This is a genomic window from Pedobacter jeongneungensis, assembly GCF_000633455.1.
Classification (GTDB): Bacteria; Bacteroidota; Bacteroidia; order Sphingobacteriales; family Sphingobacteriaceae; genus Pedobacter; species Pedobacter jeongneungensis_A.
Map to the genome: position 1 here is coordinate 30,375 of NZ_AYMG01000006.1, position 26,570 is coordinate 56,944.

At 37.8% G+C, this 26,570-nt stretch carries 25 protein-coding genes; 4 read left to right on the forward strand and 21 right to left on the reverse strand.

Annotated elements, in window-relative coordinates; translation table 11 throughout:
* Positions 1–85: 85 nt before the first annotated feature.
* A complete protein-coding gene (locus U859_RS0105010; RefSeq protein WP_025142328.1) occupies positions 86–469 on the reverse strand; it encodes a VOC family protein in 384 nt (127 codons plus the stop codon).
* 111 nt (positions 470–580) lie between these two features.
* Entirely contained in the window at positions 581–1,057 is a 477-nt protein-coding gene (locus U859_RS0105015) for a DinB family protein (RefSeq protein ID WP_025142329.1), read from the reverse strand.
* Between the two features lie 112 nt (positions 1,058–1,169).
* Between U859_RS0105015 and U859_RS0105020 the strand changes: the two genes are divergently transcribed.
* Positions 1,170–2,243, forward strand: coding sequence for an aminotransferase class V-fold PLP-dependent enzyme (locus U859_RS0105020; RefSeq protein ID WP_025142330.1), 1,074 nt, complete (start codon positions 1,170–1,172; stop codon positions 2,241–2,243).
* Here U859_RS0105020 and U859_RS0105025 read toward each other — a convergent pair.
* From U859_RS0105025 to U859_RS0105045, 5 genes are read right to left on the reverse strand one after another with little or no spacing between them, the layout of a single operon-like run.
* A complete protein-coding gene (locus U859_RS0105025) occupies positions 2,240–3,214 on the reverse strand; it encodes an L-histidine N(alpha)-methyltransferase (protein ID WP_025142331.1) in 975 nt (324 codons plus the stop codon). The genes U859_RS0105020 and U859_RS0105025 overlap by 4 nt on opposite strands.
* Before the next feature lie 7 nt (positions 3,215–3,221).
* Positions 3,222–4,370, reverse strand: a complete 1,149-nt coding sequence (egtB, locus tag U859_RS0105030; protein ID WP_025142332.1) for an ergothioneine biosynthesis protein EgtB — start codon at positions 4,368–4,370, stop codon at positions 3,222–3,224.
* Positions 4,370–5,941 carry an ABC transporter permease/substrate-binding protein gene (locus U859_RS0105035; protein ID WP_025142333.1) on the reverse strand — a complete coding sequence of 524 codons (1,572 nt, stop codon included), beginning with the start codon at positions 5,939–5,941 and terminating at the stop codon, positions 4,370–4,372. The genes egtB and U859_RS0105035 overlap by 1 nt, the downstream gene beginning before the upstream one ends.
* Positions 5,934–6,893, reverse strand: coding sequence for an ABC transporter ATP-binding protein (locus U859_RS0105040; protein ID WP_025142334.1), 960 nt, complete (start codon positions 6,891–6,893; stop codon positions 5,934–5,936). Before U859_RS0105040 ends, U859_RS0105035 begins: the two co-directional genes overlap by 8 nt.
* Positions 6,894–6,895: 2 nt before the next feature.
* On the reverse strand, positions 6,896–8,278 hold the full coding sequence (locus U859_RS0105045; RefSeq protein WP_025142335.1) for a mercuric reductase: 1,383 nt from the start codon (positions 8,276–8,278) through the stop codon (positions 6,896–6,898).
* A 178-nt stretch (positions 8,279–8,456) separates the two neighbouring features.
* On the opposite strand from U859_RS0105045, the gene U859_RS32460 reads away from it, so the two are divergent.
* Entirely contained in the window at positions 8,457–8,591 is a 135-nt protein-coding gene (locus U859_RS32460; protein WP_262496784.1) for a hypothetical protein, read from the forward strand.
* A 219-nt stretch (positions 8,592–8,810) separates the two neighbouring features.
* Here U859_RS32460 and U859_RS0105055 read toward each other — a convergent pair whose 3' ends face one another.
* The 5 genes from U859_RS0105055 to pxpB are packed head-to-tail and all read right to left on the reverse strand — an operon-like array spanning position 8,811 to position 15,080.
* Positions 8,811–11,372: a M1 family aminopeptidase gene (locus tag U859_RS0105055; RefSeq protein WP_025142336.1), complete on the reverse strand. Its 2,562-nt coding sequence runs from the start codon at positions 11,370–11,372 to the stop codon at positions 8,811–8,813.
* A 10-nt stretch (positions 11,373–11,382) separates the two neighbouring features.
* Positions 11,383–12,567, reverse strand: a complete 1,185-nt coding sequence (locus tag U859_RS0105060; protein WP_025142337.1) for an NRAMP family divalent metal transporter — start codon at positions 12,565–12,567, stop codon at positions 11,383–11,385.
* Positions 12,564–13,319 carry a 5-oxoprolinase subunit PxpA gene (locus U859_RS0105065; protein WP_316931557.1) on the reverse strand — a complete coding sequence of 252 codons (756 nt, stop codon included), beginning with the start codon at positions 13,317–13,319 and terminating at the stop codon, positions 12,564–12,566. The genes U859_RS0105060 and U859_RS0105065 overlap by 4 nt, the downstream gene beginning before the upstream one ends.
* 2 nt (positions 13,320–13,321) lie before the next feature.
* On the reverse strand, positions 13,322–14,320 hold the full coding sequence (locus U859_RS0105070) for a biotin-dependent carboxyltransferase family protein (RefSeq protein WP_025142339.1): 999 nt from the start codon (positions 14,318–14,320) through the stop codon (positions 13,322–13,324).
* Positions 14,301–15,080 (reverse strand): 5-oxoprolinase subunit PxpB, encoded by a 780-nt coding sequence (gene pxpB, locus U859_RS0105075; protein ID WP_025142340.1) that lies wholly within the window; start codon positions 15,078–15,080, stop codon positions 14,301–14,303. Before pxpB ends, U859_RS0105070 begins: the two co-directional genes overlap by 20 nt.
* A 255-nt stretch (positions 15,081–15,335) precedes the next feature.
* Here pxpB and U859_RS0105080 point away from each other — a divergent pair, with 255 nt between their 5' ends.
* The gene (locus U859_RS0105080) at positions 15,336–16,547 is read left to right on the forward strand and encodes a sensor histidine kinase (protein ID WP_025142341.1); all 1,212 of its coding nucleotides are present in this window, start codon (positions 15,336–15,338) and stop codon (positions 16,545–16,547) included.
* A gap of 272 nt (positions 16,548–16,819) precedes the next feature.
* Here the strand turns inward: U859_RS0105080 and U859_RS0105085 are convergent, their stop codons facing one another.
* The 8 genes from U859_RS0105085 to U859_RS0105120 form a co-directional block, all read right to left on the reverse strand.
* Positions 16,820–17,266, reverse strand: a complete 447-nt coding sequence (locus U859_RS0105085) for a hypothetical protein (RefSeq protein WP_162799859.1) — start codon at positions 17,264–17,266, stop codon at positions 16,820–16,822.
* A gap of 77 nt (positions 17,267–17,343) precedes the next feature.
* Positions 17,344–18,255: a hypothetical protein gene (locus U859_RS0105090; RefSeq protein ID WP_025142343.1), complete on the reverse strand. Its 912-nt coding sequence runs from the start codon at positions 18,253–18,255 to the stop codon at positions 17,344–17,346.
* A gap of 554 nt (positions 18,256–18,809) precedes the next feature.
* Positions 18,810–19,253 carry a hypothetical protein gene (locus tag U859_RS0105095; RefSeq protein ID WP_025142344.1) on the reverse strand — a complete coding sequence of 148 codons (444 nt, stop codon included), beginning with the start codon at positions 19,251–19,253 and terminating at the stop codon, positions 18,810–18,812.
* Positions 19,254–19,341: 88 nt separating this feature from the next.
* The gene (locus U859_RS0105100; protein ID WP_162799860.1) at positions 19,342–19,719 is read right to left on the reverse strand and encodes a carboxypeptidase-like regulatory domain-containing protein; all 378 of its coding nucleotides are present in this window, start codon (positions 19,717–19,719) and stop codon (positions 19,342–19,344) included.
* An 11-nt stretch (positions 19,720–19,730) separates the two neighbouring features.
* Positions 19,731–20,789, reverse strand: a complete 1,059-nt coding sequence (locus tag U859_RS0105105) for a hypothetical protein (RefSeq protein ID WP_025142346.1) — start codon at positions 20,787–20,789, stop codon at positions 19,731–19,733.
* Between the two features lie 47 nt (positions 20,790–20,836).
* Entirely contained in the window at positions 20,837–21,136 is a 300-nt protein-coding gene (locus U859_RS31925) for a hypothetical protein (protein WP_162799861.1), read from the reverse strand.
* Between the two features lie 764 nt (positions 21,137–21,900).
* The gene (locus U859_RS0105115) at positions 21,901–22,347 is read right to left on the reverse strand and encodes a hypothetical protein (RefSeq protein ID WP_162799862.1); all 447 of its coding nucleotides are present in this window, start codon (positions 22,345–22,347) and stop codon (positions 21,901–21,903) included.
* A gap of 10 nt (positions 22,348–22,357) precedes the next feature.
* On the reverse strand, positions 22,358–23,884 hold the full coding sequence (locus tag U859_RS0105120) for a hypothetical protein (protein WP_162799863.1): 1,527 nt from the start codon (positions 23,882–23,884) through the stop codon (positions 22,358–22,360).
* Between the two features lie 1,029 nt (positions 23,885–24,913).
* Between U859_RS0105120 and U859_RS0105125 the strand changes: the two genes are divergently transcribed.
* Positions 24,914–25,138, forward strand: a complete 225-nt coding sequence (locus U859_RS0105125) for a helix-turn-helix domain-containing protein (protein WP_025142350.1) — start codon at positions 24,914–24,916, stop codon at positions 25,136–25,138.
* A 79-nt stretch (positions 25,139–25,217) separates the two neighbouring features.
* On the opposite strand, the gene U859_RS0105130 is transcribed toward U859_RS0105125, so the two are convergent.
* On the reverse strand, positions 25,218–26,498 hold the full coding sequence (locus U859_RS0105130) for an ATP-binding protein (RefSeq protein WP_025142351.1): 1,281 nt from the start codon (positions 26,496–26,498) through the stop codon (positions 25,218–25,220).
* Between the last annotated feature and the right edge of the window lie 72 nt (positions 26,499–26,570).

A 26,570-nucleotide genomic window follows, 5' to 3' on the forward strand; every position in this document is an offset into this window, starting at 1 on the left:
TATAAATCCGTGTTTATCTATGTACATCTGTGGTTAAAAACCATTAACTCCACAAAACAGAGTTCAAAATCTCGAAGATCGTAGACTATACCGTTTCCAAAATGGATAAAATATTACCTGCCGGATCTCTGAACCATGCGATATTTGGTCCGCCGTTACCACGCGAAATGCCTTTTTCATCGGTTTTGATCGACTCCTGATTATAAATCTCGAACTTCACCCCTTTGGCGATCAGTTCATCAGCAGCCTGATCTATATTTTCGACCGGAAAATTAAGTACCGTAAAAGTTGCCGGAACATGATTAGGTTTTGGATAGAGCAATACATTTGATGATCCCGAAACGACCACTTCGATTACCCCCATTGGATTATCTTTAACTTCGAGACCCAATACACCATGATAAAAATCTTTTGCTTTCTGTACATCATCTACAGAAAACGAACTGAACGCTTTTGAATTTTCTAACATAACCTTCTTTTTAAATCATTTTGTGAGAACAGATAGTTAAATTTAGGTGAATAATACTGTATAAACTGGTTGCTTAAGCGGCAAATGATGCACCCAAACGAGACAAATTCATTATTTTTTCCATGCACCTAACAAACGCCTGATCACCACAATTTCGGCGATATGATAAGCATTGTGATCTGCAATCTGCAAAGCTTCACGCAATACACTCTGTCCATCTCCATGCAGAATTGGCTCAAATAAATCAGCTGAATCCAATAAAGCAATAAATTCTTTTAGGTCACTATCAATCTGTTTAAGTGTATTATTCCAGGTTGCTTCATCCTTTGGTGCAGTTTCCTTTGGCCAATATTCATCCGGCCATTTTGGTGATTGATGTGTACCATCTTTACTAAATTGAAGCATATCCCACTGAGCAATTTTGATATGTTCTACCAATTGCCAGATGCTATAGGGCAAACTGTGAGGTTTCTCGCCCAAAAGTTCATAAGGAAGGTTTGCAACGGCATCTTTTAGCCCAACATGTGCCCCACCTCCATTTAACATTTTTTTAAGTTCTGTAACGAGTATCGATGTTTGATTTTCCATAATAATTTAAGGATTGTACTAACCTAACAAACGTGATTCTCATAGGTTTGTATAAAATTGAATTTCAGCTAAACTGATAACCATTTAATGTATAATTCTTTTAATTTTGGGCATGAACCTAACTTTTCCGATCCTCAAAAACTACACCTATCTAAATACCGCCAACTCTGGTATATTATCAACCAATTTAGCAGCCTGGAGAAGTAAACATGATGAAGCATTTGTGGCTGGGGGCAGTATTTTCAGGATGGAAAACCTACCGGTAATCGGTGAGCTTAGAAACAATATCTCCAAAATCTTTGATTCAAAACCAGAAAACACCTTTTTAGTGCAAAATTTTTCTGTCGGTTTTAATACTTTATTAAGCGGATTGGATAAAAATCATCGATTTCTGTTGCTCGAAGAGGAATATCCATCGGTGAGTTACCCGGTTATCAGCATGGGATTTGATTACCACATGATCCATATTGATGAAAATATTGAAGATAACATTATTAAAGCGATTGATACTTTTAAACCTACCATATTTGCTTTTAGCATGGTGCAATACATCAGTGGTTTAAGAATGGACGATGATTTTATCCGGAAATTAAAAACCACCTACCCCAATCTTTTATTGATTGGCGATGGCACTCAGTTTTTGGGAACCGTTGATTTTAACTTCGAAAAATCAGGTTTGGATGCCCTAATAGGCAGCGGTTATAAATGGCTGTTGGGTGGCTATGGAAATGGTTATGTTTTTCTTTCCAACCAGATGAAAGATGCCATTTACATCAATAACAAGCTTGCAGCATTGCCAACTGCGCCATTTTTAAAAGGCAAAGATCATTTGTCGATGTGTTTCGAACCAGGCCATTTAGATAGCTTAAACTTTGGTGCTTTAAATGAAAGTTTAAATTATCTCAACGCCATCGGATTCGATTGGATTGAAAAAACCAACCAAACACTCTGTAACAAAGCAAGACTGGAACTCAGTTCAAGAGGATTAATTCCAGACTGGACATTAAATCGAAAATATCAATCAACCATTATGAGTATGCCTTTGGAGCAAAAAACGGTTGATAAAATCGCTGCAGCTAAAATTCTCTGTTCACCCAGAGGAACAGGCACTAGAATTTCGTTCCATTTTTATAATACGGAAGAAGATTTAAATCGCCTTTTACAAGTTTTAGACGGCAAAAACTAATCTACTTTCCAAATGGCATCTACAAAATACTGATGCTGATCAAAAAAACGTTGCAGCGGTTTAAAACCTGCTTTTTCTGCAAGCTGATCAATATCACCTAAGGAATATTTTTGTGAGATTTCCATAAAAATATATTCATTTTCGGAAAAATGAATGGCATTACGACCAATATTCACAATCTGATTTTTTAAACTGATGAGGTAACTTTTGCAGGCACCAGACGCGGGATCGTAATTGGCATAATGCTCAAAATGTTCAAGATTAAAATTGCCGTCCAGTTCTTTATTGATGCGTTGAAGCAAATTGAGGTTGAAAGACCTGGTAATTCCACCTTTATCGTTATAGGCAGCCAAAATCTGTTGCGGATTTTTTTTGAGATCGAAACCAATAATAAGCAGATCGTTAGGAGAAAGCAGCTGTTTTAACGAAGAACAGAAACTTTCAGCATCAGCAATTGTCATGTTGCCAATATTTGCGCCCATAAATAATACTACTTTTCTACGATCAGATAATTCAGTCGCTTTTTTAAGCATATCAAAATAATCGCCGTTCAATCCCTTAATATCTAATTCAGGAAGTTTTTTAGGCAAATTCTCTTCCAGATCTGAAATTACATGTTCAGAAATATCAATCGGAACATAACTAAATTCCATCTGATCATCCAGCAGTGATTTTAACAGATGAATGGACTTGGTGGCATCACCAGCACCCAATTCGATCAGATCAAAGGCAGTTCCATCGGCAGATATGGCCTGCGAAAGCTGCGCAGACTGATACTGGAGAATTTCCATTTCTGCATTGGTTAAATAATATTCCTCCATCTCCATAATCTGCTGAAATATACGGTCGCCTGTAGCATCATAAAAATACTTGGAGAGCATAAATTTCGGTTCAGATTGTAGTCCTGTTAGGGTTTCCTGAAGAAATTGTGTCTTGTTGTCTGTTGTTGTTTCAATGGTGGTCGTGCTCATACTAATTTTATTTTACCAGGCGTATGCCTGTATATTGCCATCTTAAATGCGGATGAAAGAAATTTCGGTAAGTAATGCGTGAATGATTTTCTGGGGTGGCTATTGATGCCCCGCGGAGCACCTTTTGACTGACCATAAACTTGCCGTTGTATTCACCAATGGCACCAGGTGCTTTGCTAAAACCAGGATAAGGGAGATACGCACTTTCGGTCCATTCCCACCTTTCGCCCCAATTAAAGCTTTTTGCCGCCACTTCCCATTCAAATTCGGTTGGCAAACGCATGCCTCTCCAACTGGCGTAGGCATAAGCTTCGTAATAGCTTACATGGCTCGCGGGAGCACTCAAATCAATCGGCGAAAGTCCGCCCAAAGTGTAATTGAACCATTCCCCATCAATTAAATGCCAATACATAGGCGATGTGATATGGTGGCTCTTTACCCAATCCCAGCCTTCAGCATGCCAGTAATTAAAATTTTCGTAACCACCAGCATTAATAAATTCTAAAAATTGAGCATTGCTGACCAATGTTTTATTAATAGAAAAATCGTGCAGGTAAACTTTATGCCTGTTTAATTCATTATCAAAGCTGAAATCGTCTCCTTTGTACCCAATTTCATAAATTCCTTCCGGGATATTGATAAAACCAGATGCTGTTTCATTGACTAGAACCTCTTTTTTATCTTTTGAATACACCGGAAAAAGCGGATTATTACCTAGGATGTATTTAATATCTGTTAGCAAAAGTTCCTGATGCTGCTGTTCGTGATTAAAGCCTAAAATCAACAACTCTTTTACTTCATCTGTTAAGGGAGCAGCTAAAAAGTTAACCATAGCCTCATCCACATAAGCCCTGTATTGATAAATTTCGTTCACGCTTGGGCGACTTAAATTGCCCCGATCGGTACGGATTACGCGGTTACCGACAGTTTCGTAATAACTATTGAAAACAAAATTATAATCATCGTTATACACCTGATAGTTAACCGAAAACGACTTCAATATAAAGGTTTCGAAGAACCAGGTGCTATGCCCTAAATGCCATTTGGGCGGGCTCACATCCACAACAGGTTGTACTACATAATCTTCGGTTTGTAAGGGTTCACAAATCTGCTCGGAATATTTCCTAATCTGCAAGTATTCTTCTACAAGTGTCATTAATTTTTGTCTAGATAATTTTTGAGATCTGTGATGCTATTAACATCCAATTCTTTTGATTGTTTTTGCCGCATCATTAAAGCATAAGAATTATTAAAACCGATTGGTTTGAGCCATTTGATTTTAAACTTTTTCTCAAATTCAGCGCTTACATAGTCGTAAGTTTTCTCTTTATCGTGCGCCATTTCCTTCGCGATTTTTGGGTCGGGCTGTAGCAAAACCAGAAGACCAGTTCCGGTATATTCTGGATAAAAATCGATCTGATCGTTCATTAACGCATCAAAACAGATCTTTGTTCCGCCCAATCCGGTTTTAGTAGCAACATCATAATCTGTATTTCCTTTAATCAGCATGCTGTACATTTCAGCAAGGATATATTGCTCTCCAAAAATCTTCGAACCTATCCGCACGGTACCATTATGTCCATTTTTAGGCGCTTTATATAAGCCATTGCTGATCAGGAAATCCTTCGCCACCCGCTCTGGCTGCTGATGGAGGTAATCTGTTCTGTAATTCAGATCGGTCATGATCGAATCTGTAATTTTCCCGGAGAGTAAATTGAGGGATTTTTCCAGTTCGGGGAATTGCTTTAAGGCCTTGTCCCGAACAATCGGCGCAGCATAATAAGGTGGAAAAATATTCTTGTCGTCTTTTAAGATTTTGAGATCGAAAGCTTTTAAACGGCCATCGGTAGAATAACCGCTAATCACATCCAGTTCTTTTGCAAAAGCGGCTTTGTACATCACCGCATCGCTGATCACGATGGTATGGATTTTTAAGCCATAGGTTGATTTCAATCCGAGATCGCCATCCTGCCTGCCCATAAATTCGGGGGTAAAACCAGCTGTTAAAGTAGAGCCATAAGCAGTTGGCAAAGCATAAAAACCGCCCAAAACCAAAATAACAATGGGAAAAATGTATAAAGCCTTCCTCAATTTCTTAAAATCCATTTTTTGAATTAGGGAAAGCAAAGCATCAAGTATAATAGCCAACAAAGCGGCCGGAATTGCGCCAGCCAAAATCATATTGGTATTGTTGAGCGAAATGCCACCAAAAATAAATTCGCCTAAGCCACCTGCAGCAATAAATGAGGCCAGAGTAGCCACACCTACATTTATTACCGTTGCCGTACGGATACCAGCCAAAATAACGGGCATAGCTAGTGGCAATTCTACTTTTAATAAAATCTGGCCTTTACTCATCCCCATGGCCCTCGCAGCTTCTTTAACATGCTGATCGATGCCAATAATACCGGTATAAGTATTCCGGATAATCGGTAATAAGGCATAAATAAGCAATGCAACGATGGCAGGCTTAGCCCCAATTCCTAAAACAGGGATCATAAAACCCAATAAAGCGATGCTGGGTACGGTTTGCAATACACCTGCAATGCCCAAAACCGTTCCCGAAAGTTTTCTCTTTCTGGCAATCAGTATACCTAAGGGCAAGCCAATGGCAATAGCGAGGATTAAAGAAATAAAGGTTAAACCCACATGCTGTAAAGTTTGGCCGAGCAATTTATCAGACTGCCCTGACATAAATTGCCATAAGGTTTGCTGTTGCTCATTCATGCAGCTGTGCGTTTTGGTATTGGTTAAATCCTTTGGTTAACTGCTCGAAATTGATCGATTTTATTGCCTGATCAGCACCTGAAACAAAAAGTTCTGACTGATTATTATTTCTTAATAATTCCATGGCATCCCATACACTTAAGTCAGCAGACTCACTTTCGCTAGCTTGAATTATCTCTTTAGGTAAATAAGTCCAAATATCCTGTATATTAACTACTTTAAATTCTAATGCGAGTCTTTGTCCAGCCAGGAATTTCTTTGCAAAATCGTTTACCGGCTGATAAAGTAATTCTTTAGGTGTTCCGATTTGAACTACTTCTCCTCTATCCATTAAACAGATCCGGTCTGCCAGTTCAAAAGCTTCCTGAACGTCATGTGTTACCATTACAATCGTTTTCCTTTTCAACTCTTCGAGCGCTTTAAATTCTTTCTGGATACTGGTGCGGGTAACGTTATCTAAGGCTCCAAAGGGCTCATCCATCAACAATACTGACGGATCGGTAACCAGCGCACGGGCCAGGCCTACACGCTGCTGCTGTCCGCCACTTAACTCATGCGGATACATCGCCAAAGTGTTTTCGGGAAGATGAAGTTTTTGGATCAGCTCCTGTGTACGGCTATTAATTTTTTCCTTATCCCATTTTAAAAGTTTGGGCACAAGCGCAATATTCTCTGCAATGGTATAATGCGGAAATAATCCGATATTCTGCATCACATAGCCAATTCCTTTGCGCAGCACATCAGGATCCTGATCAGTGATATTTTCGCCATTAATGAAAATTTGTCCCTCGTCGGGTTCGATTAAGCGGTTGATCATTTTCAAGGTAGTAGTTTTACCGCAACCACTGGTACCCAACAGTACCAATGTTTCCTTTTCGGCCACCTTAAAAGAGACATGATTTACCGCCTGGGTATCTCCAAATTTCTTACTTATCCCTTTTAATTCGATCATATTTATTTATCGAGTTTCATAAATAAGTTATTCAGCGATTCGGTATAGGTTGGGTGTGCGAAAACACAATACCTGATCCTATCGTAAGTAATACCGCCTTCCATGGCCATTTGGAGCACAGACATAATCTCTCCACCTTCTGAAGCCAAAATAGCTGCACCCAAAATCTCTTTTGTATCCGGATCTACAACCGCTTTCATTAAACCTAATGTTTCGTTGGTTTCGATGCCACGGGCAACCTGCGACATTGGAATTACAGCAACCTTATAATTCAATTTCTTTTCTTTTGCTTCTTTTTCTGAAATACCTATCCTTCCCAGTTGAGGGTCGGTAAACATACAATACGGCACAGGTCGATCGTGAATGGAATACTTTGTTCCTTCAATAAGGTTACGGTAAACTATAGTATAATCATTATAGGCAATATGTGTAAAGGCTGGTCCACCTTTAACATCACCAAGTGCATAAATTCCTTTAATATTGGTTTCTAATTTTTCATTCACAAGCACATGGCCTTTGTCGTCGAGTTTTACACCACAGTTTTCGAGTCCTAAATCAGCGGTTTGTGGTATACGTCCAACAGCAACGAGAATATGACTTGCACTAATATTTTTCTTGGTTTTACCAGATTGGAGCTCAATATGGATTTGTTTTTTATCCTGGCTGATTTTATCAATCTTCACATCCGTGATCATTTCGATCTTTTCGTCGGTTAATATCTCCGTAAGGGCCGATGCGATATCCTGGTCCTCTTTTGCCAATATGCCTGATGATTTTTCCAAAATGGTTACTTTACTACCAAAGCGATTAAACATTTGCCCGAATTCCAGCCCAATATAATTGCCACCGATAACCACCAGTTGCTCTGGAACTGTTTCTATATCTAAAATTGTTGTCGATGTAAGATAATCAATTTCATGCAATCCTTCAATATCAGGTATGGCTGTTTTTGCGCCGGTATTGATAAAAATCCAATCCGCAGTTACCTTTTCTTCGCCACCATCATTAAGGGCAATGGTGAGTTCTTTTTCTCCGCTAAATTTAGCCGTTCCAAAAATAAGCTTAAGTCCTTTGGTATTGTTGATTCCTTTTTCTGATGATGCCCTAAACTGTTCTACAATATCATCTTTGCGCTGTTTTATCTTTTTGAAATCAATTTTAACCGTCCCAATCTCAACACCTAATTCGGATGCCTTTTTGGCCTGATAAACGGCTCTGGCAGAAGCAATCATGGCTTTTGTTGGCGTACAACCATCATTAATGCAGGTACCGCCGACCAATCTTTTTTCGATAATGGCTGTCTTTTTTCCTGCTTCAGCAAGTTTTTTGGCCAATGGCGTGCCTGCCTGCCCCGCTCCGATTATAATGGCGTCGTAATGTTTCATGGATAGGATTTGTTTTGTTGTTATTATAACCTAAATAAGCAGACCAATGTTTGACCGGATATGATTTATTCTTAAGCAGATTATTATTAAAGTTCAAATAAAAAAGTTACAAACCATATTCAAAAATCGACGTTAGATAATTGTAGACATTAAATTGACAAACATAAATCCCTAACTCATGCATACTCAAGCCGCAGACAACACGAACCTTACTGTTTATATCCAGGATGATCTTTCAATTGAAGATAAAAGAGAAATGGTTTTAACCAGTTTACTGGATGATCTGAATAGCCAGACGGAGTCTTTTAATTAGGAACTTTATCTCAACTACCTCCCGCGTGTCGTCATTTCGAACGGACCCAATAGCTATCGGGTGCAACGCAGTTGAGATGACAGCTAATTAAAAAAGAAAAGGGCAAACAAATTCATGTTTACCCCTTTCAATCTAAATTAACGCTCTCGCGACAAAAGTATAAATTCTCTGTAAGCCTGTATGTAACAAATTCAGCTACAAAATACTGGTATAATGATATTAATGCACAATCTGCTGCGCTCTACGGAGGTTATCGGTAGCCTGTAAAATCTTATCTTTTAATTTAGGGTTGTAATCAGGATGCGATTTTAAGAATTCCTGTACAACAGCATAAGCATTTTTGTTATTATAACTTGAAAATATAGCAGCTAACCATGATTGAGGGAAAAATATATCTCCGGTTTTTTGTATCTCCTCCAATAAATCTAAACTCTCTTTAAGATATTTTTCTGATGTAACCTGTCTGATCGGATGATGCAAATAAGCCAAAGCTGTGGTTACCCAAGCTTCTTTCCGGCGGTTTTTTCGGTCTTTTAAGCTATTGAAAAAATTATCCCGCTCTTTCGCATTTAAGGAAACAGCAGGCATTAAATAAATCAGCCTGTTCTTACGGTCTTCATTTTTTGTCCGCGATAACTGTTCTTTTAAGATGGTATTAACTGTATCTGTTTTAAGCGCTAAGGTTAAAGCTAGTGAACTGTAATCATCTTCCTGAAGCTTGATACCTTCCGGCGCTGATTGTTTTAACCAGATATTATATAAACGTTTTCCTGCATCAGGGCTTTGATAAATGTTCTGGTAAGCATTAAACAGGATTTTCTTATTGTTTGCCACTTGTTCTTGTTCTAAGGTGTTCCAAATGGTTTTCTCCATTAAAACGTTAATAGATTCCCGCTTTTCTGCGGTGAGGAATGTCCAGTAAATATTGGTCATGTAACCCGTGAGCAAACGCAGATTCATTTCATTTTTCTCTACCGTAATTCCTTTAAGCAGTATTACCATAAGTTCGTAAGGCTTAAAACTTTTGCCCGAAAGCATATTTTCATAGCAATTGATGTAAGCTGAAGCCCTTTCCAGCGGATCGGTAATATGATAAACATCAGTGACCATGTGTTGATCAACCGGAAAAAGCCCATAACCTGCCCCATTGGCATTAAACAAAATATATTGCGGTTTTGGAAGGCCATTTGCTTCTGTTACAATCGTTTTGGCCGTCATGGCATTAACGGTCAAAACTTTGTTATAGGCAGGATAAACCAGCTTTACGGTAAAAGATTGTGGCCATACCCTTTGTCCGCCAACTTCGCCAGTTTGATTTAGGCTTAAATCGCTAATTTTATCGCCATCATATTTAACATCATAACTAAAAACTGGCCTGCCCGGCTCATTTACCCAAACTTTGTTCCAACTATACAGATCACTTTTAGCGTATTTACTTAAAATAGCGATCAGATCGTTCCATGTAGCGTTGCTGTAAGCGTATTTTTTCAGATATTCCCTGATCCCCTTCTGAAAATTTTCTTTACCCATTAAGAGTTCGAGCTGACGCATCATAATTGGTGCTTTGTGGTAAATGATGTTGCCATACATCGAGCCGGCTTCCTGGAGGTTATCCAATTGCTGGCGGATAGGATTAGCGCCTAACGTCCTGTCTACACCATAAGCTGCCGGATAATGATCCTGAAGGAATTTAAGGTCGAAAGTACTTTTACCCATCAGCTTTTCGGTTACTTTATCAGCCATAAAATTGGCAAATACTTCTTTCATCCAAACATCATTAAACCATTTCATGGTTACCAGATCGCCAAACCACATATGCGCTGTTTCGTGCGAAATGAGGTTCGATCGCGAAATAAACTGATCTTTGGTTGCGCCCTGATCCAAAAATAAAGCCGATGCTTTATATTGTACTTCACCCGGATGCTCCATACCACCAAATTGAAAATCGGGAATCCCTACAAAACCTACCTTTTGAAAAGGATATTTTATGGCCGTCCACTCTTCTAAAAAATCGATGGCATCGCGGTGGGCAATGAAAATAGAATCTACACTAAATTTGATTTTGGCCGAATCGGTTTCACGGTGTAAAAATTCCATTTCGCGTTCTTTTATTTTCTGATTAGCGTAGGTGTATTTTCCCGCCGTGAATGAGAATAAATAAGTAGGCAGTTTATCCGAATTTTTAAAATGATAAGTTATCGCATTCACCTGCTTTAACGAATCTTTTTTAACGGCATTAGCCATTACCTTCCAATCAGTTGGAACGGTTAACGAAAGTAAAAAATTAGCTTTTAAATCTGGCTGATCGAAACAAGGGAACACTGCTCTGGCATGATCAGGAACAAAAAGCGCATATAGAAAATCCTTATTCCTGTTCAGCGATTCGTTACCCGCAATGAAGCTGATTTCGATGTGGTTATTACCAGGCTTTAAATACTGTTGATCTATGAGAATGTGCTCATTCTTAAACTCGATAGTTATTGCTTTTCTATTAACGGCAATTGTTTTCAAATGATCTGCACTTTGCTTAAAGTCAATTTGTAACAGATCTAATTTATTCAACTTAAAATCAATACTTTCTGTTGATTGAATCGGAGCCGTTTGTTCAGCAGGAATAGTAAAGTGAAGCTGATACCGAATGTTGCTGATGCTGGCACTTCGGGCATTTGCCAGTGCAAGCGAAACACCAGTTTCAACTGCAATTTTCCGCCCTGCCTGCTGCGCAAAAGCGGTAGCGCTTAAAAGAGAGAAAAGAAAGAAATATTTTGTGATTTTATTCATTGTATAATTTTTATTCTCCGTTAATCATTTGTAAAATGGTACCATAACTCATCCAAACCATGGTGAGTACCACGGCCAACCCTGTTAACGTTAACCAGATAGGCTGCTTGTAATTTGCAATTATTTTTGTTCTATAGGCGGCAATAAGCATTATCCCCAAAGCGATAGGCAAAATGAAACCATTAATTGCACCAACGGCAAGTAATATTTTAACCGGTTTACCAATTAGTATAAAAATAACGCAGGAAATGGATATAAAGGCAATAATGATTTCCCTGTTAAATTTTAAGATCAGCGGATGGAAAGTTTTAATAAATGAGATAGAAGTATAGGCCGAGCCTACTACCGAAGATATCCCTGCTGCCCAAATCACTACCCCAAAAATCTTATAACCGATCTCACCACTGGCCAGTTTAAAAACCGATGCTGCCGGATTGGAAGGATCTAAAGTAAATCCTTTGCTTACCACCCCTAAAGCGGCAATAAATAATAGTAAACGCATCACAGAAGCCAAACCTATGGCGCTTAGTGCGCCTTTATTTACGGCACCCAGGTTTTGAATTCCGGTTTGCCTCGCATCCAACAAACGGTGAGCACCCGAAAAAGTAATGTAACCACCAACGGTACCACCAACTATGGTAAGCACGGCTGTAAAACTAAACTGTGTAGGATTTACGGCCCTCAATGCGGCCTCTGCCAATGGCGGCGAACTGGTATAAGCAATAATTAAAGCCAACACAATTTTAATAAGTCCCATGGTTTTGGCAAAAACATCCATGGCCTTGCCTGCTTCTTTATAAATAAAGATCCCAATGGCCATAATGGCGCTGATTACTGCACCCTGCCCTACACTGATGCCGAACAGCACATTTAGGCCTAATCCTGCACCTGCAATATTGCCGATATTAAAGGCCAGGCCACCCAGAAAAACAAGAAAAGAAATAAAGTAACCTAACCCAGGGAATACCTTATTGGCAATATCCTGTGCAGGTTTATCTGCAACAGCAATAATCCGCCAGATGTTCAGCTGTGCTATCGCATCTAAAATAATGGATAGCAGAATTACAAAAGCAAAGCTTGCCCCCAGTTGCTGGGTAAAAACAGCCGTTTGTGTTAAAAACCCCGGACCAATTGCCGATGAGGCCATTAAAAAAGCGGCACCTAAAAGTACACTCCAGTTGTATTTTGATTTCATTTGCCTGGCGCTTTAATGGAAATACCTTCTTTTTTTAATCTTTCAGCAATGAGTTTGGCAAAAGCTACGGCATGTGCGCCATCGCCATGCAGGCAAACTGTTTCAGCAACAACCTCAATGCGATTACCTGTTACACTATTTACTTCTTGTTTTAAAGCAAAATTGAGCACCTGATTAATGGCATCTTCTTCACTGGTTACCATCGCATTATGATTCGAACGCGGCGTAAGTGTGCCATCATCCTGATAAGTACGATCGGCAAAAACCTCTGAAGCGGTTACAATTCCTTTCTCTTTTGCTTCAGTAATCATTTTACTCCCTGCTAAAGCATAAAGCATTAAATCAGGGTCGAAATCGTAAACGGCCTGAACAATCGCTTTCGCCAATGTTGCATCTTTTGCAGCCATGTTGTACAATGCGCCATGTGCTTTAACATGATTTAACTTACCGCCAGCGGCTTTTACAAAAGCACTTAAAGCACCAATTTGATACAAGGTGAGCTGATAGGCCTCGCTGGCAGTAATCTTCATTTCTCTGCGACCAAACCCCTGCAGATCGGGCAAACCAGGATGCGCGCCAATGGCCACTCCTTTTTTTACGGCTAAAGCAACCGTTTGCTGCATTACTCCAGGATCGCCGGCATGGAAACCACAGGCTATGTTTGCTGATGAAATATAATCCATCAGCAGATCATCGTTGGGCATAGCATAATTCCCAAATGCTTCACCCATATCGCAATTAAGATCGATCATCTTCATATTTTAATATATTTAAGGCTTATCGCCGTGGTAATCAAGCTTAAATCATGTTCACGCTCAAAATAAAGTTCTTCTGCTTCATCGGCTGAAATTTCAGAAAAGCGGATCACATCGCCTGGTTTTAGCTGCGCACATGAAGGTAAATCTACTGCAGCTATATGTGCAATACGCGGATAACCTCCAGTTGTTTGGCAATCGGCCATCAATACCACCAAATCGCCACTTCCCGTTACCTGGATCACTCCTGGCGTTACGGCCGTGCTGAGCAGCTCTTTTTTAACTTTCCTCACCAATGGTGTTCCTGATAAATGATAGCCCATGCGATTGCTTCTCCTATCAATGCTATAGTTTTTGGTTAAAAAGGAAATGATCGAGGTGGCGTCGAACCAATTGATTTCATTTCCCAGTACCACCCGAACCGTTTGCCTATCCTGAGGCAGTAAACTCTCGCGCGAAATGCGCCAGTTTGGGTAAATAATTCCTTTTTTAATCAGCTGATCAAATATCTGCTCAGAAACCTGGCTTACGGATTGATTATTCATTAAAACATCTCCTTTTCGGAGCGCTCTACCACTTAATCCACCAAAACCAGCCGTAAGGTAAGTGCTTTTGCTTTCCATCACATCGGGCACATTCCAGCCTCCTGCCACAGCCAGGTAGGTCCAAACTCCAACAGGATTGGCAATAAATTTTACAATGGAGCCTGCGCGAAAAAACAATGGCTTTTCTGCAGGCATTAATTCGTCGTTAAAAACCAGAAAAGCCCCGTCCCCCGAATAAGCCGCCAAAACATCTGTTTCGGCCTTAAACGATGCTTCTGCGTAGCTAAATTCGATGGTTGCCAGCCCGTCATCGTTCCCCACTGCTTTATTGGCCAGCCGGTGTGCCAACTGATCCATCGCACCAGAAACAGGCACGGCCTGCGAAAGATACCGGTACCTGCCCAGATCTTGTACAGTACTTAACATACCAGGTTTAATAATGCTGATTTTCATATTCATTTTGCAGCATCATATTAAATTCATCTTTAGCAATAGGCTTAAAGGTAACCTGATCTCCCCCTTTTAATAACGAAGGTTGTGGGCGGCCTACATCGAACATTTTTAATGGGGTTCTTCCTATAATCTGCCATCCTCCGGGAGTTTCCATAGGATAGATACCGGTTTGCTTACCTGCTATCCCCACAGCACCAGCTGGTATTTTTGCATCAGGAACAGCCTTTCGTGGTGTAGTTAAATGGGTATCCATCCCGCCCATGTAGGCAAAACCCGGCACAAAACCGATCATAAATACGGTGTAAAGTCCTGAGGCATGTATTTCGATTACTTCATCTATAGTGAGCTTGTTAGTTTTTGCAACGGTTAAAATATCCGGACCAAAATCTCCTCCATAACAAACGGGGATTACTACTCTATCGGTTGCAAGGTGGGATTCTGCTCTTTTTGTTTGACCGATATTTTTAAGGTATTGTGCTACTTTATCGTAACAAAATTTGCCGGGAAGATCAGATGCAGCAACGATTAAGGGATCAAAAAAAATGGCTAAGCTGGCATAGGCCGGCACTGTTGTGATTAATCCGGGAAAGGGATTTTGTAACAAAAACTGGTTAAAACCAGTAATTAAGCTCAATAATTCTTCACTTATTAATGTTCCAAACTCTACAGTAACCGACTGTTCGCTTAATGCATAAATATTTACCGGATAATCTGTAGAAAAATACGCACGCTGTTCTGCCATATCAAGAAACCTGATCATATTTAGCCTAAATCATCTTTATTAATGGCATAAAGACTAATGTTTAGCTATAAAAATGATTATATAATATTAAAATCGCAAAGGTTTGTGCAATTTATCTTTAAAATGCTGGTCAATCTATGCATTCATGCCGATACATGTAGTTATAAAAAGATCAATTAGGAATACGTATAAGTACACGGACAGGACATTAAGATCATTTTAATTTATACATTTGTCTGATTTCAAAAAAAAATAAATTTTCAACACCTCTCCATGAGCGTCTTTCCAGAACCTAAAAATGAGCATTTACGCTTAAAATCCTTACATTCTTACGGGGTTTTGGATACGCTTCCGGATATTGATCTCGATGAGCTTACGGTGTTGGCTTCCGAAATCTGTCAGTCGCCAATTGCCCTCATTAGTTTATTAGATGATAAAAGACAATGGTTTAAAAGTCATTTCGGTCTGGATACTACCGAAACACCTAAAGAACAAGCCTTTTGTTCGCACGCCATTATGCAGCCAACAGAGCTGATGATTATAAATGATGCCCGTTTCGATCACCGTTTTGCCAACAATCCATTGGTAACCGGAAACCCGAATATTGTATTTTATGCTGGCGTACCCCTGGTGAACAGTGAGGGCTTCCCCTTAGGAACGCTTTGTGTAATAGACCGTAAACCACGCAAACTGAGTGAACAGCAGCAAAAGTCGCTCAGGATCCTGGCTAAACAGGTAATGACGCAATTAGAGCTTAAAAGAAAAGTTGTTGAACTGGAAAAGGCAAACCGTGTATTAGAAGAAACGAATGAATTTATCAGGCAGTTTGCACTTTCTGCAGCTCACGACATTAAAAACCCGCTGAGCTCGATAAAAATGACTTCGCAAATGCTGCAGAAACGCCTGCTCACAACGGGTGATACCGATAACCTGAAACTGGTAGACATGAGCCTTTCTTCTGCACAGAAATTGCTGAACCTGGTAGACGACATGCTTAACTATTCTTTTAAACCGGAGTTACTCACCTCTGCACAGGCTGAAATAAACCTGAATGAACTGCTGGAAAGGATTTCGACAATGATTAAAGTTGATACCGGGGTAAATATTACCTTCCCTACTTTAACACAACCCATTTACTGCTCAATTATTGCTGTTGAACAGATTTTTTTAAACCTGTTAACCAACGCCATCAGGTATAACGATAAAGCAGCAGTTGAAATTAAAATCGTGTTTGAGGAAAGTGATCACCAATATCATTTTGAAGTACACGATAATGGCATTGGCATTGATAACCACCATTTAACAAAGATATTTGATAAACATGTTACCCTGAATAAAACAGACCGCTTTGACCAGAAAGGAACCGGCATTGGGCTGGCCAGTGTTAAAAATCTGGTAGAAAAACTTAACGGACAAATTGCAGTAGAATCAGAACCCGGTTTAGGAAGCATCTTTAAATTTAGCCTGGGTAAAGTTAAACCGTAATTATTTATTCTAATAGCAAAGAAAATATTTTTCGAACTATAAGTAAAACATACAAGCTTTTAATAGAATACCAGACAAGGATTTAGTCTTGGCCCTTTTGGCCCAGCATTTCTATCCGTACCGATATCAATTAGTTTTGGCATTTTCTTTTAACATCTTAGTCCATAAAGACCGAAAATTTAAAAAGGCCACTATAAATAGCGGCCTTTTTTGGTGGATGGCTTTCACGTAAATAACTCGCTTAAACCGACTAAAGCATTTCTTAGCTTTTATTACCTATTCTCTTTAACTGACACACTATCATAAGTCGGTGGAGAGTAAGGAACCTGACTTACTTTATTGGTTCTATATTTATTGCCGGGTAATACTTCGGTAATATAAAGCTCGTAAATACCACTCAGGTAACCCCTGGTTTCTGCCAGGATATCCATAAACTCTTTAAAACTTAAATAATCATAATCAGGTTTTTTAGATACGGTTTCTGCAATTTTATCTCCTTTTTTGATGTAGTAATAAAAGGATGTAAAATCTTTATATGGGGGTGTACACCTGCAAAAAAAAGTAAAGTGATGTTCAAAAAAACTTGCTGTTTCAATTTTCAAAAACCGGTTCTGTTTAGCTATATTTATGGTATCAGCCAGAAAATATATTTTTCTGTTTTGCGAAGAAGCCTTGTAAAATGAAATGATTAAAAGGCTAAATAAAAGTATTTTTTTCATGTTAAAAGATTTTATTTTGGGCAATTGGTACTTCATTCCCCTTACTAATTAAAAAAATATACTGCCAGCTAAACTATTTAATTTGTTTTTATATCATCTAAAGATACCGGTATCATGACATCCTCCTGTACATAATTTTTAATGAGGCCTGCTGTGCCGGCCTGCTCGTACCATGCGTCATACGAGCCACCAATTATCCCAACCCCTTTTACGAATAGAAAACGGTCAATACCTCTTTTATGATTGTCCGAATCGATGGTCGGCCAATCAGAAAACTGCCAGAACCTATAAGCATCGTACCCAAGGATCTTTACCTTGCCGGAGTTGAAAAGCAAAGGCTTTTCCAATGGTCTTTTCAGGCTTGTTGTACCCGATGTTTTTTTTGATACTATACAGTTTGGCGAGAAGCCACCATAAACTGTCCGATACTTATCTTCAAAATCCTTTACCGATAATACAGGTGACAGGGTATTGATAAATATATTTCCCATTGAATTGGGGAATATAAGTGCCTGTTCATTAATCCTGAAATATTCCGCAAATGCGTCTGATGCTTCAAAAAATTTGTTGCCTTTCCTGATAATGATACCTATGTCACATCTCTTTAAATAGCTGTCATTATATCCCCCTGATTTTATATATTCTGAAAAGCCATTGGTGAATATATTTTTCAAGTCTTGCAGGCTTATTATTTTTCTACCTCCTGCTTTGATATCTATTTCCTTTAAACTGTTCCCTGGATTGAATACCGTGAACAATATCAGGGAAAGCGAATCAAACCTTATATTGTATAACCTAATCTGATCTTTAGTTCTATAAAGTTTTTCCGCACTTAGATTCACCTCTGTAGTTTTATAACTCGGATCCTCGACATCGATCAAAAAATATTGATTAAAATGTTTTTTGCTGTCATTGGTTACCACTTTTTCTCCATTTGCTCCAAATGATATAAGTACCATAAGAAGCATAATTGTTCTGATCTTTTTCATGGGCATCTTTTAATTGTTGATAAATGATATTTCTGAATTGATTAAACACAGATCTAATTAATTACACAACTTATAGGATCGACCTTTTTCCAATAGCATACCATTCATTTACAATTATGCATCCAATTTCATAATAGCACATCCACCATTACAATAATATACCGTCTATTCAACCTAAAAGCCTATTATTTACAATTACACAAAAGCATTCATAACAATACAGAATACTTTATACATCCACACATAACTAACATAAACTGTAGAAGTGGGAAAAAATTTCTACATTTTATATTTGATAGCTTCTATGATTTCGATAGTTTTTTTCGAATTGCGAGTAAAACTTACAAGCTTTTAAGAGAATACCAGACAAGGATTTAGTTTTGGCCCAGCATTTCTATCCGTACCAATATTAATTGGTACTGGCATTTTCCATTAACATCTTGGTCCATAAAGACTAAAAATTTAAAAAGCCACTATAAATAGTGGCTTTTTTGGTGGGTAACTTTCACTTTAATAAGTCGCTTTAAACCGACTAAAGCATTTCTTAGGTTTTATTACCTATTCTCTTTAACTGACACACTATCATTAGTTGGTGGCGAGTAAGAAACCTGACTTACTTTATTGGTTCTATATTTATTGCCGGGCAATACTTCGGTAATATAAAGCTCGTAAATACCACTCAGGTAACCCCTGGTTTCTGCCAGGATATCCATAAACTCTTTAAAACTTAAATAAGCATAATCAGGTTTTTTAGATACGATTTCTGCCATTTTATCTCCTTTTTTTATGATATAAGAAAAGGACGTAAAATCTTTGTATGGGGGTGTGCACCTGCAAAAAAATGTAAATTCATGCTCAAAAGCATTTGCGTCAATTTTTAAAAACCGGTTCTGTTTAGCTGTATTTATAGTATCAGCCAGAAAATATATTTTTCTGTTTTGCGCAGAAGCCTTATAAAATGAAATGATTAAAAGGCTAAATAAAAGTATTTTTTTCATGTTAAAAGATTTTATTTTGGACAATCGGCAGGTATTTTTTTATTTGTAGAAACAATTTAAAGTTACAATTAAAATATCTTATAAGGATCTAATCGACAAATACGCTGGGTACTTCTTTTAAAATAAAATCCACCACGATGGAGTCACCATTCACCAGTTTAAATGGTTTAGTAGATGTTGATTCGAAGCCTACAGCTGTAGCATGAATTCGATACTCCCCCTCCTGCAGTTCAATCCGGTATTTTCCGTCGCGATCAGATAGGATGAGTTGCCCTGTATCAGCAGATTTTATTCCAGCACCAGGCAATATTTCTTTGCTTTTATTTCTTCTATAAATCGTGCCGATAACAATAACCTTGTCATTTTTAGTCTTAAATTTTTTTTTTGTATATCTGCCATAACGGTTTAAAGTGCAACCAAACAAAATTATTAAAACCATTGATAAACTAAATATTTGCTTTTTCATAATAATCATGTTTAACAGCCTGAAGGTTTTCCTTTTCCGGCTTTAGGGTCGCCATTTCTATCTTTACCATATTGTTCTGCTTGTATAGTATCTTGTATACGGTTCTTTTCAGTATTAGAAAGCGCTTTGTAAGCAGGAGTAGCTTCTAAACCACCCCAGGCCATATCGCTATAAAACTGGTTTTTTTCTACTGTACTCGAAAAAGTATAGTTATGTAAATCTCCATATTCCATTAATCCTTTCGCAATATCACTTTTAAACTCAGTGGTAATTTCAATATGATGCAGCACATTCATATCCTTTTTTTCAAGTTTAATCCATTCCACTAGCATTTCCGGATAAGAAAGGTTAGCTAATGTATTATTTTTAGTAAAATAAGATACAAGATAAGCATGCACTGCTTCGTGTAATAAAGTTCTTGCCAGTGCCATATCTGTGCCATTGGTATATTTGCTCACATCTATTGTTGTAGTTGCCCCACCATTCGATTTTTTAGTTTCCCCATTTGTATCTACAGCAAGGTTGCCAGCCTTCAATGTCCAGCTGTAGCCTGGCACTTCACCAGAAATTTTTTGAATCATGGCAACTACTGAACCTTCAGTCTGGTACATTAGTGAATGCATTACTGAAGATGCACAGGGGCTCAGTTCATCTAGGTTAATATGTTGATTAAATTCTTCGGGAGTAGTTGTAGTTGTGCCATCACCACTACCACCGCTTCCCCCACCAGTATCAATTGGTTCAGGCGGATCTGGAAACCACCTATCTTCGCACACTACCCCTTCATCAGAATCAACTAATGAATAAGTATCTCCGCAAGTTGACTGGGGCCAACTGCAGGTGGCACTGAATACGATATTCACTATTCCGCCGCACCAGCTGGGTGCCAATGAAGAATATGTACAATTCCGAACTACCTGATTACATTCTTGCTGCCAATATGAAGTAGTACCTTTAACCGACTGCATTTTTTTTACTGCAAGCACTCCTTTTTTCTGATAGGAATCGCTGAGGTGTCCGTTCGAATAATCTAATATGTAGTTTTGTCCGTTCTGCAGGCTGGATAGCATGAGATTTCCAGTAAACAATTTCAAATCAAATTCCTTTGTATCCTTACCTATCTTTTCATTTGGATTGGCTTTTGGATCATAGTAAAAGCTTTGTAAAATTCCGATTCATTTTTAACCATCAGGTATAATTTTCCGTTAACCTGCTTTGCAAGTTCAGCTTTCCCGTTAACCACCACCTGGCCCAGCAACTGGTAAAAAACATAAGAAACACTATCATTTACCACCTGTATATGGGGATGTTCCCAATCTGGACTCCATGATAGCTTATCGCTCTGATCAGGTTGAAGCTTTTGCTGAAGTTTTTGCTTTTCATAGGAATCCTTAATGGCATTCAAATGTGTTTTCAAATCCGGTGAATTTACAGAGAGGGTCTTAATTCCACCAGAATCGCTGACTAACCTGTCTTTGGCACAACGAGCGACGATTATTCCGATAAATAAGAGCAGGCAGAAGCTTGCGATTTTAGTAATAGAGTCTTTTTTTGGGTAATGACTCATCCATTTTTTTGACTTCATAATAATTTGATGTGGTTAATTGTTGATAAATGATATTTCTCAACTGGACACAGATTTAACCAATGACACAGTAATTGAACAGATTTTTCTTTAAATAACATTCCTCCTTTCTTTATTGATATACCAGTTTTTTCATAACAACATATCATCTATTTACAATTCTGCATCCACTTTTATAATGATATATCGCTTTTCAAATTGATATGTACTCTATTTACATTACAGGCCCATTATTCGCAATTACGAATCAGCATTTATAATAATAAATATCCATTATACAACTACATACAATTCCCATATACTGTAGAAGTGAGGAAAAATTTCTACATTTTATATTTGATAGCTTCTATGATTTCGATAGTTTTTTTCGAATTGCTAGTGAACATACAAGCTTTTAAGAGAATACCAGACTAGGATTTAGTTTTGGCCCAGCATTTCTATCCGTACCGATATCAATTGGTTTTGGCATTTTCTTTTAACAGCTTAGTCCATAAAGACCGAAAATTTAAAAAGGCCACTATAAATAGCGGCCTTTTTTGGTGAATGGCTTTCACGTAAATAACTCGCTTAAACCGACTAAAGCATTCTTAAGTTTACTACCTGTTTTCTTTAACTGACGCTTTATCCTCAGTTGGTACCCGATAAGGAACCTGACTTACTATATTGGTTCTATATTTATTGCCGGGTAATACTTCGGTAATATAAAGCTCGTAAATACCACTCAGGTAACCCCTGGTTTCTGCCAGGATATCCATAAACTCTTTAAAACTTAAATAATCATAATCAGGTTTTTTAGATACGGTTTCTGCCATTTTATCTCCTTTTTTGATGTAGTAATAAAAGGATGTAAAATCTTTATATGGGGGTGTACACCTGCAAAAAAAAGTAAAGTGATGTTCAAAAAAACTCTGTGTTTCAATTTTCAGGAACCGGTTCTGTTTAGCTATATTTATGGTATCAGCCAGAAAATATATTTTTCTATTTTGCGAAGAAGCCTTATAAAATGAAATGATTAAAAGGCTAAATAAAAGTATTTTTTTCATGCTAAAAGATTTATTTGGGACAATCGGTAGGTAATTTTTTATCTGCAGAAACATCTTTCAGATTAGCTAAATTAAAACCATTTACCTCAGCATCTGTAATACCATATTTTGTTTTTATATTATTATAAGATTTATTTAATACTCCTTTGTAAATATCAAATAAATTTACCCCGTTAATTAATGGGTCTGTCGGAGTATCACCAGGATTATCTAACCCATACAATGCGGCCATTTGGTATTCCTTATCAGAGTAAGCCGAACCATTTATATCCTTTAAGATACCCCAAATCTTATCGAAATATGTTTCCAGCATTATAGAATGATCCCTGAAATTGTTATCGACGGCCGAAGTTTTTGCAATATCTTCGAAATTAACAATATTAATGGCCCAGGTAGAATAGCGTTCTATATCTATAGGGTGGCTAAATTTCCCCATTTGAAGGTAATAATTAATATAGGCATGCCCGGTTTCGTGTATGGCTGTTACTTGTAGCAACAATTGTGATGCATTACTGATGGCCGCCTGATTAAATTGGATTTTCGAACTCGTTGCCGTAACCTGACCCGTGTGGGCTAAACTATATTTTGTTTTACCATCAGGTGTACTAGCACCATAATCTTGTACAGAAGAATCATATTCCAAATTTGGGAAACCCTGCATAACAAAAGTTGTACCATCTGGAAATTTAACTTCCTCGAAAGGTTGAATCAGTTTAGCATATGCCTGGTTGGTTTCTAACTTGTTTAATACTTCCTTTACCATACATGGGTAATCCTTTAGGAGATTATCGTATTTAACCTCACTCTTTGGTACGCCTCCATCTCCATTACCACCTTCGCCCCCACCAGTATCAATTGGTTCAGGTGGATCTGGAAACCACTTATCTTCGCAAACAACTCCTTCATCAGAATCAACTAGTGAATAAGTATCTCCGCAAGTTGACTGGGGCCAACTGCAGGTAGCACTGAATACGATATTCACTATTCCGCCACACCAGCTGGGTGCCAATGAAGAATATGTACAATTCCGAACTACCTGATTACATTCTTGCTGCCAATATGAAGTAGTACCTTTAACCGACTGCATTTTTTTTATTGCAAGCACTCCTTTTTTCTGATAGGAATCGCTGAGGTGCCCATTCGCATAATCTAATATGTAGTTTTGTCCGTTCTGCAGGCTGGATAGTATGAGATTTCCAGTAAACAATTTCAAATCAAATTCCTTTGTATTCTTACCTATCTTTTCATTTGGATTGGCTTTTGGATCATAGTAGAAAGCTTTGTAAAATTCCGATTCATTTTTAACCATCAGGTATAATTTACCGTTAACCTGCTTTGCAAGTTCAGCTTTCCCGTTAACCACCACCTGGCCCAGCAATTGATAAAAAACATAAGAAACACTATCATTTACCACCTGAATATGGGGATGTTCCCAATCTGGACTCCATGATAGTTTATCGCTCTGATCAGGTTGAAGCTTTTGCTGAAGTTTTTGCTTTTCATAGGAATCCTTAATGGCATTTAAACGTGTTTTCAAATCCGGTGAATTTACAGAGAGGGTCTTAATTTCACCAGAATCGCTGACTAACCTGTCTTTAGCACAACGAGCGGCGATTATTCCGATAAATAAGAGCAGGCAGAAGCTTGCGCTTTTAACAAGAGAGCTCTTTTTTCGATAGGCTCCCATCCTTTTTTTAGTTTTCATAATTGTTAGATTGGGTTATAAATTATTCGATTTGAAGAAACAACCAGCGTTTGCTTTTTGATATAGCAGCTTATAGTGGCGAAAGCTGAAAGAACAGGCGTCACCGCCTTCATTATCAGATTGATACACTGGCTTTAATAGCAAGTTTTTGAAGAAGATTAAACCTTGAAAAGGCTCATTTTTTGGGCATAGCGATGCCAATACGTTAAAAAATATACTTTTCCGCATGTTTTATTTGAATGAAATAATTTTAACTTTAGGCCATACGATTCCATCCACCTACTTTTAGAAGCAGCAGAAATCGTAATTCCGCAGGCCAATAAACATCCTGATCTACTGGCGGGCGATTAAAACCTTTTTTATTAAATAAGAAAATTAGAGCTGAAAATGCCCTATAAACAACAGTTATGACCTTAATAAATTAACTGTTGTTATAGGGCAAAAAAGTACTCAAACAGGACTTTTTGGCTTTAAAGGGTATAACCAATTAAAAGGGCATTTCTGTGGAATACTAACATGGGACGTAGGATGATTTTGGGATATGGGAAAAGCAGGAAAGCTGCCTTGATAAAAGGCAAACGGATTGTTAATTACGTTTGTTTCCTGTCTCATTTTTAATATATAATAATGGCGTAACGAAAAAGGCAAATGCACAAACCTTCTAAAATGATAACAGACATAACATGTTAAACATAATTAAGCTGCTATCCCGATTAACGGTAAAGGCCTTACTGGCTTAAATCCCTTATTGATACTTTGTTATTAAATCAAATATAAAAAAATAATTTAAAATACGGTAATATATAACCGCAAATATTTTAAATAAGTTGGAGACTTTGAGCTTCGAACTATTTAACCTCGATGATTAAGAAGGAAAGCTCAATTATTCAGAATAATTTCGGTTTCAATTTGAAGAAAATTAGAAACAGTAAGGGCTTGAGTTTACGTGCAATGGCAAGAAACTGCGACATTGACGATAGCAATATTTCTAAAATCGAGAATGGTAAATTTGATGTTCAGTTATCTACCATCTTTGAACTGGCCAAAGGGCTCGATATCCATCCGAAAGATTTATTGGATTTTTAAACATTAGGTAGCTTTTTCAAGCTATGCAATAAAGATTGCTTCATAGCTAATGATTATACACATAATAGTTATGATAAAATTACGATACTAAACTTTTATTCAAAAGTAGTAAAGCCAGTTCATCATATTCTTCGGTTTCCAGCTCCATCAATCCATTAAATAGTTCGAACAACTGAACATGTTGATTTGAGTGCAACAAAAGATCGATCAAACGAACTAAAGTCTTTTTCTGATCGGTATTTAAGCTGCTGAACAACTTAGGCTCTATCTCGTACAAAGCTTTAATTAAATTTATCAGTGCTGGTTTCTTTAATTGTTTTTCACTTTCATTGGCATAAACAGGAAATATTTCATCCTGTTCGTAAGTTTCGATCAGTCGACTTGCATATTCTTTTAAAAAAGGTTTACGCTTTTCTTTAAGGTACACAGTAAGTTCTTTAATTAAAAAACGGTATTCAGGAGAAGATTTAGCTGCGCCGAATATGGCCACCTGTCCTTCGTTTTCGAAACTCTTAAAATCAAAATCCCTGAAAAAATCGCTGTCAATATAAATGCTATGGAAATAATCGTCACTTTTTTTATTCAATGTGGTATAATCTTTATAAATCTCTTCCCCTCCTGCCAGAAAATAATATTTAGATAATTCTTTATGAAGGTTTTCTTTCCAGTGCACATATTTAATCTTAAAAGTAACCGAGGTATCTGGATAAAAAAGATTAAACTCTTCTAATGTTCTTACATTACTGCTAAAATCCAAAGTTTCGCCATTTACGATAATTAAATAGTTTTTATGCTTGTTCAGTTCGATAAACCAGCAAAACTCATTGATCAGATAAGGCAATACCAGTTCTTTCATTTCTTGCTCCCCAATACGAAGGTTGGTAAAAGAGACTGTGGTTCCTGTATTACCAGTAATTGTTGGCTTAGCGGTAAAATCGTGACTATAACTATTTAAGCCGCCAGTACTAATGTTTATTTCACCGTAACGAAAGCCCTGCTCAGATTGGTAAGTGGTTTGCCAGGTGGCATCATGCGCAAAGGTAAAAAAGGTAAGCCGCCCTACCCCGTTACGCCCATGCATTTTTGAAGTGTGTTTTGGTGCTACAATTTGCAGTGATTTTTCTGATTCGTAAAAGGGATCGAATTTTTGCTGTAAACGCTCAAAATTAATCCCATAGCCATTATCAGCAATGGTTAAACTTTCTAAAAGCCCAAGGGCATTGGCAACATAATCTATTTCTATGGTATCGGCATTGGCATCAAAACCATTCCAGATATACTCGGCAATAGCCTGTTTCTCGTTATAGTTTTTCAGTACCTTTTGTATTCCTTTTGAAGTGATGTTAACCTTTACCGACATATACTTACTAAATTAATTAGCAAATATATTATTTAATCTGGTGATTGGAAGTGACAGAAGCTATAAGTTTTA